We start from the raw sequence: 9,954 nt of genomic DNA on the forward strand, positions 1-9,954 counted from the left end.
GGCGCATCAGACAGCGTCAGCGGCCTGCGGATGACGACGGGACGGGTCAGCTGAGGGTCCTGGTGACCACGTTGACGACGGCGGAGCCGTAGCGGTCCAGCTTCCTGGCGCCGATGCCGCTGACGCCGTGGAGCTCGGAGGTGGTCTCCGGGCGGCGCTGGGCGATCGCGATCAGAGTGGCGTCGGCGAACACGACGTAGGCGGGGACCTCCTGCTCCTTCGCCTGAGCAGTGCGCCACTTCCGCAGCGCCTCGAAGATCTCCATCTCCTCCGGGGTGAGCTCGCTGCGTGCTGCGGCGGCCGTCGTCCGCGATCCGCGCGCAGCCGAACCACGGCTGCGCCCCGACTCCTTGCGCAGCTCCAAGGTGGTCCGCCCGCGCAGGACGCCGTCGGCCTCGGGTCCCAGCGCCAAGGTGGCGTAGTCGCCCACCGCGGCCAGGACGTCGCGGGCCAGCAGCTGCCGGACCAGGCCCTTCCACTGCTGCGGGCTCAGGTCCTGCCCGATGCCCCACACGCTCAGGGCCTCGTGATTCGACTCGGTGGAGCGCGGGTTCGGCTTGCCGCGCAGGATGTCGATGAGCTGCCCCGAGCCGAAGTGCTGGCGTCGTTCGCGGTCCAGGCGGATAATCGCCGAGAGGATCTTCTGCGCGGGGACGGTGGCGTCCCAGCCCTGGGGCGGGTTCAGGCAGTTGTCGCAGTTGCCGCAGGGCTCACCGGTCTGACCGAAGTAGCTGAGGATCTGCACGCGGCGGCACGTCATGGTCTCGCACAGCGCCAGCATGGCGTCAAGGTGCTGGCGCTGCGAGCGCTGGTGCTCGGCGGTGCCCTCGGACTGATCGATCATCCGCCGCAGCTGCACGACGTCCTGCAGCCCGTAGGCCAGCCAGGCGGTCGAGGGCAGCCCGTCACGGCCTGCGCGCCCGGTCTCCTGGTAGTAGCCCTCGATCGACTTGGGCAGGTCCAGGTGGGCCACGAAGCGGACGTCGGGCTTGTCGATGCCCATGCCGAAGGCGATCGTGGCGACCATGACCACACCGTCCTCCCGCAGGAAGCGTGCCTGGCGCTGCGAGCGCTCGGCCTCGGTCAGACCAGCGTGGTAGGCCTCGGCGTCGATCCCCTGCTTGGACAGGAACGCGGCGGTCTGCTCCACGGACTTGCGAGACAGGCAGTAGACGATGCCGGCGTCGCCGGGGTGCTCGTTGCGGATCAGGGACAGCAGCTGCTGACGCGGCTGGTCCTTCTCGACGATCCGGTACTGGATGTTGGGCCGGTCGAAGCTGGCCACGAAGTGCTGGGCGTCCTGCAGCGACAGCCGCTGCGTGAGCTCCTCATGGGTGGCCTGCGTGGCCGTCGCGGTCAGGGCGATCCGGGGGACGTCGGGGAAGCGCTCGGCCAGCACGGACAGCCCCAGGTAGTCCTTGCGGAAGTCGTGGCCCCACTGGGACACGCAGTGCGCCTCGTCGATCGCGAACAGCGAGACCTGCACCCGCGAGAGCAGCTGCAGGGTGCGCGGCTGCACGAGCCGCTCGGGGGCCATGTAGACCATGTCGAGCTCACCGGCCAGCAGCCTCCGCTCGATCTCGTCGGCCTCCTCGAAGGACAGCGACGAGTTCAGATACGCCGCGTTCACGCCGACGGCGGCCAGGGCGTCGACCTGGTTCTCCATCAGGGCGATCAGCGGGGAGATCACCACACCCGTGCCCAACCGCAGCAGCGCGGGGATCTGGTAGCACAGCGACTTGCCGCCGCCGGTGGGCATCAGCACGACGGCGTCGCCGCCCGCGGCCACGTGCTCCACGATCTCCGCCTGCTTGCCGCGGAAGGACTCGTAGCCGAAGACCGATTCGAGGATCCGCAGGGCCTGGGTCTCGAGCTTCGGTGATGCGGAGGTCGTCACGCGGAACCCGGCCTGCCTCTCGTGCTCGCGGATCGGTGCCGTCGGGTCCGGACCCGACGAGATGCCCGAGCAGTCTAGCCCTCGGGCCTGTCTCGCGGGGCGGCGGCGGGTTCAGCGACGACGCCGCGGGTCGGCCCGCGTGCGGTCCTTCCAGTAGCCGTGGATATCGAGCTGGTGCTTGTTCAGCCGCACCCGCTCGGAGATCCGCTTGCGCAGGGCCTTCATGGCGTGCGACTCCCCCGCCGCGAAGACGAAGAGCTCCTCAGGATCCCCGAGATCGAGCTCGTCCACGGTCGGCTCCAGGAGACTGAGGCAGCCGCCGGGAAGGGGTGTGGAGTCGCGGTGCATCCACCGGATCCGCACGTCGGCCCCGGTGCGGGAGGCCAGCTGCTGCTGCTCGGCGGCGTCGGCCACCTCGATGACGGCGGACACCCGAGAACCGGCCGGCGCTTCCTCGATCAGGCGGGAGATGGCCGGCAAGGCGGTCTCATCGCCCAAGGCCACGTAATGCGCAGCGGCAGGGAACGCACGGGCGCCCTTGGGGCCGAGCACACCCAGTTCGTCACCCGGAGCCGCGCGGATGGCCCAGCTGCCGGCGATCCCGTGGTCGTGGAGCACGAACTCGATCAGCAGCTCGGCCTTCTCTGGGTCGAAGCCGCGCACGGTGTAGCTGCGGGTCTCGGGCTTGTGACCGCCGGGCCAGCGCAGGCCCTTCTCCGTGGACTCCGGCATGGGCAGCACGCCGGTGGACGGCTCTGGGAAGAGCAGCTTGACCTTGTCCGAGGGCGCGAACTCCTGGAACGGGAAGCCGCCGAGGTCCTCCCCCGTCAGCACGATCCGACGCAGCCGCGGGGTGATGTCCTCGACGCGGACCACGCGCAGACGGCGGATGCCGATGCCCTCGCGCTTGCGTTCCCTGCGCTCATCCCGACGATCGCGCGCACTCTCCGGCGTCGAATCGCGACGGTTCTTGGACATGACGGCCTCCTGGCAACCAGATCAGACTCGCCACGCTATCCAGCCCGGCAGATCGGCGCCAACACCTTTGCCTGTTCGACCAGCACTGACCACCCCCGCCCGGATGCGCCAGATCTCGCGACGATGTTGAATGGAGATGCTGCGGAAGCCCCATCGGCCGCCCCTTCCTCCGGCTGAGATCCGCGCAGATGACAGGAGATCCATGAAGCTCGCACCCCGTCACCTCGCCCTCACCGCGGCGCTCGCCCTGACACTGACCGCCTGCGGCTCCGACGACGACAGCGCTGAGGCCACGACGCCGGCCGAGGAGACCTCGCAGGCTGCGAGCTCCCCGGAGGCCGCCCCCTCGACGGAGTCCGAGCGGCCGGCTGAGTCCGGGCAGTCGTCGGGACCGGCGGAGGAGACGGCCGAGTCCACGACCTCCCCCGCACCGCACTCCGCCCCTATGGAGGAAGGCGTCGTGCCCGCCAACCCGGGGCCCGCAGACATCCCCGGCTTCACCGAGGAGCCGGCGGCCGGTCAGGCCCCGGCGCAGCAGGGCCAGGCCGATCAGCCTGCCTCAGGAGGCCAGCCGGGCCAGACGGGCGCCACCGGACAGGACCAGAGCGCCCAGAACCCCGCGGGGCTCTCCGACGAGGCCTTCGCCCACTTCCAGGCAGGCGGCGCCTGCTACTCGGATGTCTTCCCCGCCGGAATCCCCAGCGCCTCGGCCCTGCAGGAGATCCAGGCCTACTGCGCCACCACCGACCCGGCGGACTGGGATGTCACCGACGGCGTCCCCAACCCGTTCGGGGTGCCCGACCCCGTCAGGTGATCCGGTCCTGCTGGCCCAGACGCTCGCGGATCAGCCCCATCGTCGCTGCGGCCCGCGCGGTCCGCTCCGCCTCGGGCGACCAGGCCAGCACCACGGGCTCCAGGACGGCGTCGCGGGCCAGCGGCACCGTCACGATCGGCAGTCCCTCGCGGCTCAGCGGCACGGGGGCCGGCAGGTACTGGATGCTGAACCCAATGCCGCGGGCGACCAGCGAGCGCATGAGCTCGAAGTCGGCCGTGCGGTGGGCGATCCGCGGACTGAGCCCGAGCCGCCGCAGCTGCGTGAGCGTGGACTGACCGCTGGGCGGCTGATCGAAGAGCACCAGCGGCTCCTCGGCCAGCTCCGAGGCCTCGATCCGCTGCCGATCCGCCAGCCGGTGGTCACCAGCCAGCGCCACCATCGGCTGCGCCAGGAACAGCTGTCGCCGGGGCAGGTCGGCAGGAAGGGCCAGCTCGTAGGCGATCAGCATGTCCAGGGATCCGTCGCGCACCAGCTGGGCGAGCTCGGTCCCGGAGCCCTCCCGCACGGACAGCTCCAGCTCCGGATGCCGCTGCGCCAGTGCCGTCCACAGCTCGGGGACCGCGGTGGGTGCGAGCGTGGTGTAGCAGCCCACGGAGACCGGCCCGCTCAGCGCGTCCCCGCTCAGGCCGCGTGGCAGCTCGCCGGCGCGGCGCAGCCGCGGCCATCCCGCCGCACGACGCGGCCCGCGCCTGGGCGCAGGGCGCGGTCGAGGAGCTGACGGGGGTCGCGCTGGGCTGAGGGTGAGGGTGGGAGTGAGAGGATGCCTGCTGTCTCTCGCCCGGAAGGATCCCCATGGCCCCGCGCTCAGCCGTCCCCTCGCCCGCTGCTGCCCCGCGGCCTGCGCACCTGCGGGCGGGCGCGATCGCCCTGGTGCTGGTGGGCGGGACGCTGGGCACGGCCGCCCGCGAGGGTGTCTCCCTGGTCCTCGGCACGGACTCGGAATTCCCGCTGGGCACCCTGGCCGTCAACCTGCTCGGCGCCTTCCTGCTCGGGCTGCTGCTGGAAGCGCTGGCCCGCCGCGGGGCCCACGAGGCGCCGCTGACGCACCTGCGCCTCCTGCTGGGCACCGGGTTCATGGGCGGGTTCACGACCTACAGCACGCTGGCCCTGGACGCGGCGCAGATGCTCGGCTCCGGGGCACCTGCGCTGGGTGCGGTCTATCTGCTGGGCAGCGTGATCGCCGGCGGCATCGCGGCATTGGCGGGCATCGCGGTGGCCGCGGCCCTGCGGCCTGACGCAGGCGCGGAATCCTGCCCTGAGGCCGACTCTGACCTCATGGCCACATCCGTCGCGGGCCCCGCAACCCACCCCAGCACCGACCCTCGTTCGGGTGAGGCCCGATGATGACGCCGCTGCTCTTCGTGGCGATCGCCGCGGCCGGCGGCGTGGGAGCGGCCTGCCGCTTCGTGCTCGACGGACTCCTGAAGTCCCTCTCAGAGGCCGACTTCCCCTGGCCCACCGTCCTGATCAACATCACCGGCTCGCTGCTGCTGGGCCTGGTCACGGGATTCGCCGTGAGCGGGCTGCTGCCCGAGGCCTGGCGCCTCGTGCTCGGCACGGGGTTCCTGGGCGGCTACACCACGTTCTCCACGGCCAGCGTGGACACCGTCCGCCTGCTGCAGCAGCGGCGCTGGACCGCAGGCATCGTGCACGGGCTGGGGACTCTGGTGATCGCGGTCGGTGCGGCAGGGTTCGGGCTGGGCCTGGGCCTGTGGCTCGGGCCAGCGGCCTGACACCGGCCTCAGCCGGTCCCAGGCGGCTTCCCCACTCAGCCGGGAGGGCCGGTCCGGCCACCCCACTCAGTCAGCCGCGCCCGTTCGGTCTCCCCTCTCAGTCCGCCGGGTCCGTTCGGCTTCCCGTCTCAGCAGCCCGGTCTGCTCCCCGCTCAGCCGCCCGCGCCAGGATGTTGCGCGCCATGGACGGGAAGATGAACCCGTGGAACGGGTACACGCCCCACCAGTAGGCCTTGCCTGCCGCTCCCTGCGGGAAGAAGATCGCGCGCTGGCGGTACTCTGTGCCCCCTCCGTGCTCAGGCACCGCGGACAGCTCGAGCCAGGCCTGCCCCGGGGCCTTCATCTCGGCGTGCAGCAGCAGGGTCCGGGTTCCGTCGGGCCCGGTGGTGATCGACTCCACGCGCCACCAGTCCACGGCCTCGCCCACGGCCAGGCGGTCGCTCCTGCGCCGGCCCCGAGCCAGTCCCACTCCCCCGGCCAGCTTGTCCATGACCCCGCGCACCGACCAGGCCAGCGGCCACGAGTACCAGCCGTTGTCCGCGCCGATCGCCTGGATCACGGCCCAGACGTCGTCCGGTGAGGCCGAGCCGGAGCGGCTGCGCTCATCCACATAGACCCTGCGCCCCGCCCAGTCCGGATCCGAGGGCAGCGGGTCCGAGGGCGGAGTGTTGGCCGCAGAGGCCCAGGTGGTCTCGACCTCGTCGGCTGCCAGCTTGCCCAGCGCCAGGCGCACGGCCCGGCGGTAGCCCGTCAGCCCCTCCGCCGGCGGGGCAATGTGCTCATCGATGTCGTGGTCATCCGTCACGGCGTCGTGCTGCAGGGACTGCACCAGCGGGACCGCCAGCGGGCGCGGGATCGGCGTGGTGAGCGCGACCCACCAGCCCGCCAGGCGCGGTGCGGGGATCGGCAGCGCGTAGACCCGGCGCTGAGCCAGACCGGCCTCGTGCGCGTAGCCGTACATGATCGCCCCGTAGGTCAGGACTTCGCGCGAGCCGATCCCGAAGCGGCGGTTGGTGCCCTCCGGGATTTCGGGGGCGTGGACCAGGTAGTGCAGCAGGTCCCGCACCGCGATGGGCTCGATCCGGCGCAGCACCCAGCTGGGCGCCGGCATGACCGGCAGGTTCTCGGTGAGGTGGCGGATCATCTCGAACGATGCCGAGCCGGAGCCGATCACCACGCCGGCCTCGAAGACCACCGCGGGGACGTCGCCCGCCAGCAGCGCATCGCCTACCGCGGTGCGCGAGCGCATGTGCGGGGAGAGCTCCACGCCCTCCGGGTGCAGCCCTCCCAGGTAGACGATCCGACGCACTCCGGCCCGGGCGGTGGCGGCTGCGACCGTGCGCGCCATGGCCAGCTCCGTCGCCTCGAAGTCTGAGCCCGAGGACATCGAGTGCACCAGGTAGTAGAAGGTCTCCACGCCGCGGGAGGCCCTCTCCACGGTCTCGGCGTCGCCCAGATCGCCCTGGACCACCTCCACGTCCTGGCGCCACGGCACCCCCTCAAGGCGCTGCGGCGAGCGCACGAGCACCCGCACCGCATAGCCGGCCTCCAGCAGACGCGGCACCAGGCGCCCGCCCACATAGCCGGTGGATCCAGTGACAAGCACGCGAGGAGTCATGCACCTCACACTACGCGGGAGCACCGACAACGCATGCGCCGCAGCCCGAGTCGTCTCCGCACGATACGGTCTCGTGCATGCAACAAAACCATCAGGCCACTGACGATCTGGCCATACGCCTGGGCGACGCCCTGATCCGCTCCGGCGCCAGCTCGGCGAGCACCACCTCGTCCCTGCTGGCGCTCTACCGCAGCTCCGAGCTGCATGACGTCTCCGTGGCGATCACCATGGGCCAGATCACCATCAGTCGGCCGGGACGGGATGGGGCAGCCCCGAGCACGCGCGTCCACGAGACGACCGCCGGGACGCTCGACATCCATCTGCGTTCCCAGACCAATCGGATCCTCGAGGACGCGGTCCTGGGGAATCTGGAGGCGACACAGGCTCTCGAGGCCCTGGACGAGCTCGAGACGCAGCGCAGCCTGGCGTCGCACTGGCCCTCCGTTCTCGGGTTCAGCGCGATCGGCGTGGGGTTCAGCATGATCCTCGGAGGCAACGGCATCACGACGATCGCGGCGGGGTTTCTGGCCGTCGTCGTCTATGCCTCCTTCGCCGCCCTGGAGCACCTGCGCGCGCCAGGCATCTTCAGCCTGGGCGCCGGCGGCCTGATGGCAGTGGCCGGGGCCAGCGGGCTCGCCGCCGTCGTCGACGTCGTGCAGACGGCGGTGTGCATCGTCGCGGCCCTGGCCGCCTGGCTGGCAGGCGTCGCGGCCTACGGCGCTGTCCAGGACGTCATCACCGGCTGGTACCTCTCCGCGACCGGGCGACTCATGGACGTGCTGACACGCACTGCGGGCCTGGTGTTCGGCGTGGCGCTGGGCATCCATCTCCTCGAGCCGCTGCTGGGCCGGGACCCCGGCTTCCTGGAGACGCTGCAGACCGACGGCTCACGCTGGGTCCCCTCCATCGTGGGCGCGGTGCTCGTCTCCAGCGGCTTCGCGCTCTCGGCGGGCGGGCGCGGTCGAGTGCTGGCTTCTCTGGCGGTGTTCGGCGGACTGGTCCAGGTGGGCGTGCTCAGCCTGAGCGAAATGGGCGTCAGCTCCTATGCGGCAACGCTGGCGGCGTCGGTGATCACCGGGGGCATATGCGTGGTGCTGACCCGGGCGCTGGGCGTCTCCTCGAACGCGAGCATGACCGTGGTGCTGCTGCCCCTGTTCCCAGGCATGTACGTCTACCAGGGGCTGCTCGGGATCATCTTCTCCGTCGAAGGCGCGGAGGACGCCCTGCTGCAGGGCGCCATCACGGCCTTCTGCCTGTCCGTGGGAGGCCTGCTCGGGCAGTACCTGGCCTCGGAGGCGCTGTGGGCCACTCGCGCCCGCCAGTTCGCCAGGACCCACCCCGGGCGCACCTTCCGCAAGGAGATGCCGGTGGAGCAGAACTCCCGCGACATCATGGTGCCGATCTTCTCCCGGCCGTTCTCCCAGTAGGTCTCCTGGGCCATGGGGTCCTCTTCACGGATGGGGGGTGGCGCTGAGGCGCGGCGTGTCCGCCTGCTCCCACGCCCCGCCATCCCCCGCGCGTACGTGGCCACATGCCCTTGGGCAGGCGCATTGCGCATTTCCGCACGTAGGCGCGGGCTAGCGGGACCGGCGGGGCGTCGTCAGGAGCGGGAAAGGCGCAGTCCAGACGATTCACACTGCGCCCGCCGGTGCTGAGCACCGCTGGCCCAGCCCCTGCGCCGGGGGCGTCGCTAACGTCCTGGCCATGCCTTCACGAGACGACGACGCCTTCCGCCTGGCCGTGCTGCTGGGCGAGGCGCTGATCCGCGGCGGGGCCAGCTCCGCCGCCACGACCACGTGCCTGCAGCGTGCACTGCGCAGCGCCGGAGTGGATGACGCCACCGTCGGGGTGACCATGGGCCAGATCATTCTCAGCCGCCCCGGTCGCGGCACGAGTGCTGCGATCACCCACGTCTCCGAGGCGCCGCCGGGCTCCCTTGACCTCGAGCTGCGTCGGCGCATCACGGCCATGCTCGACGACCTCGCCCAGGGCCGGCGCACCGTGCGCGAGTGCCTGGCCGAGCTCGAGTCCCGGGAGGCCGACGGGCCCGGAGGCGCTCAGCACGCCGGTGCTCGGCATGCGATCCCCGCAGCCGGGCTCAGCCTCCTGGGCGTGGGGTTCTGCCTGCTCATGGGCGGCACCGCGGCCACGACGCTGTGCGCCGGAGTGCTGTCGGTGGCCGCCTATGCCGCCTTCGCCGCGATGCAGCACCTGCGCTCCCCCGGCATCTTCTCCCTGGCCGCCGCGGGGCTCACCGCAGTGCTCGGGGCCACCGCCGCGACCGCTGTGATCGACGACGCCCAGACGGCCCTGTGCATCGTGGCCGCACTGGCGGCGTGGCTGGCCGGGATCACCGCCTACGGCGCGGCCCAGGACATGATCACCGGCTGGTACCTCTCCGCCGCCGGACACGTCATGGACATCGCCTCGCGCACCGCCGGGCTCGTGGCCGGCGTGGCGCTGGGGATCCACCTGATGGCGCCGTTCGTCGGGGAGTCGGTGGCCTACATCGAGGCTCTGCGCCCCGACGGCGTCTCCTGGGCCACCGCCATCACCGGCGCCGTGCTGGTATCCGGCGGCTACGGCCTGGCCAGCAGCGGGCGAGGAATCCGCTTGGTCGCGCTCGCGGCGCTCGGCGGCCTCGTGCAGGTGCTCGTGCTGATCGCTCAAGCGGTCGGGCTGAGCTCCTTCGTGGCGATCCTGGCCGCCGCTGTGGTGGTGGGGGCGATCTGCGTGCGCGCCGCTCCTTCACTGGGGCTGCCGTCGAACGCGTCCATGATGATCGCGCTGCTGCCGCTGTTCCCGGGGTCGTACATCTACCAGGGGATGCTCGGCACGATCTTCGGCGTGGACGGCTCCGGGGACCAGCTGATCGCCGGAGCCGTCACCGCCT

Annotated in this window: 9 protein-coding genes; 5 read left to right on the forward strand and 4 right to left on the reverse strand. The window is 71.7% G+C overall.

From position 1 onward, the window contains the following. Positions 1-46: 46 nt before the first annotated feature. Both recQ and M3E84_RS11790 read right to left on the reverse strand, forming a co-directional pair. Complete coding sequence (gene recQ / locus M3E84_RS11785) at positions 47-1,897, reverse strand: DNA helicase RecQ (protein ID WP_259896418.1); 1,851 nt, start codon at positions 1,895-1,897, stop codon at positions 47-49. A gap of 111 nt (positions 1,898-2,008) precedes the next feature. Beyond that, the gene (locus M3E84_RS11790) at positions 2,009-2,875 is read right to left on the reverse strand and encodes a siderophore-interacting protein (protein WP_259896420.1); all 867 of its coding nucleotides are present in this window, start codon (positions 2,873-2,875) and stop codon (positions 2,009-2,011) included. Between the two features lie 202 nt (positions 2,876-3,077). Between M3E84_RS11790 and M3E84_RS11795 the strand changes: the two genes are divergently transcribed. Further along, complete coding sequence (locus M3E84_RS11795) at positions 3,078-3,689, forward strand: hypothetical protein (RefSeq protein WP_259896422.1); 612 nt, start codon at positions 3,078-3,080, stop codon at positions 3,687-3,689. Here the strand turns inward: M3E84_RS11795 and M3E84_RS11800 are convergent. After that, positions 3,682-4,365: a LysR substrate-binding domain-containing protein gene (locus tag M3E84_RS11800; protein ID WP_311200479.1), complete on the reverse strand. Its 684-nt coding sequence runs from the start codon at positions 4,363-4,365 to the stop codon at positions 3,682-3,684. The genes M3E84_RS11795 and M3E84_RS11800 overlap by 8 nt on opposite strands. Before the next feature lie 137 nt (positions 4,366-4,502). Here M3E84_RS11800 and M3E84_RS11805 point away from each other — a divergent pair, with 137 nt between their 5' ends. Both M3E84_RS11805 and crcB read left to right on the forward strand, forming a co-directional pair. After that, the gene (locus M3E84_RS11805) at positions 4,503-5,054 is read left to right on the forward strand and encodes a CrcB family protein (RefSeq protein WP_259896424.1); all 552 of its coding nucleotides are present in this window, start codon (positions 4,503-4,505) and stop codon (positions 5,052-5,054) included. After that, the gene (gene crcB / locus M3E84_RS11810) at positions 5,054-5,443 is read left to right on the forward strand and encodes a fluoride efflux transporter CrcB (protein WP_259896430.1); all 390 of its coding nucleotides are present in this window, start codon (positions 5,054-5,056) and stop codon (positions 5,441-5,443) included. Before M3E84_RS11805 ends, crcB begins: the two co-directional genes overlap by 1 nt. 97 nt (positions 5,444-5,540) lie before the next feature. Here crcB and M3E84_RS11815 read toward each other — a convergent pair whose 3' ends face one another. After that, positions 5,541-7,061: an SDR family oxidoreductase gene (locus M3E84_RS11815; RefSeq protein ID WP_259896426.1), complete on the reverse strand. Its 1,521-nt coding sequence runs from the start codon at positions 7,059-7,061 to the stop codon at positions 5,541-5,543. 77 nt (positions 7,062-7,138) lie between these two features. Here M3E84_RS11815 and M3E84_RS11820 point away from each other — a divergent pair, with 77 nt between their 5' ends. Further along, positions 7,139-8,488, forward strand: a complete 1,350-nt coding sequence (locus M3E84_RS11820) for a threonine/serine exporter ThrE family protein (RefSeq protein WP_259896427.1) — start codon at positions 7,139-7,141, stop codon at positions 8,486-8,488. Between the two features lie 277 nt (positions 8,489-8,765). Beyond that, positions 8,766-9,954, forward strand: a 1,189-nt coding sequence (locus M3E84_RS11825) for a threonine/serine exporter family protein (RefSeq protein WP_259896428.1), incomplete at its 3' end; no start/stop codon positions are given.

The sequence above is a fragment of the Kocuria sp. p3-SID1428 genome (assembly GCF_025149945.1).
Lineage (GTDB): Bacteria > Actinomycetota > Actinomycetes > Actinomycetales > Micrococcaceae > Kocuria.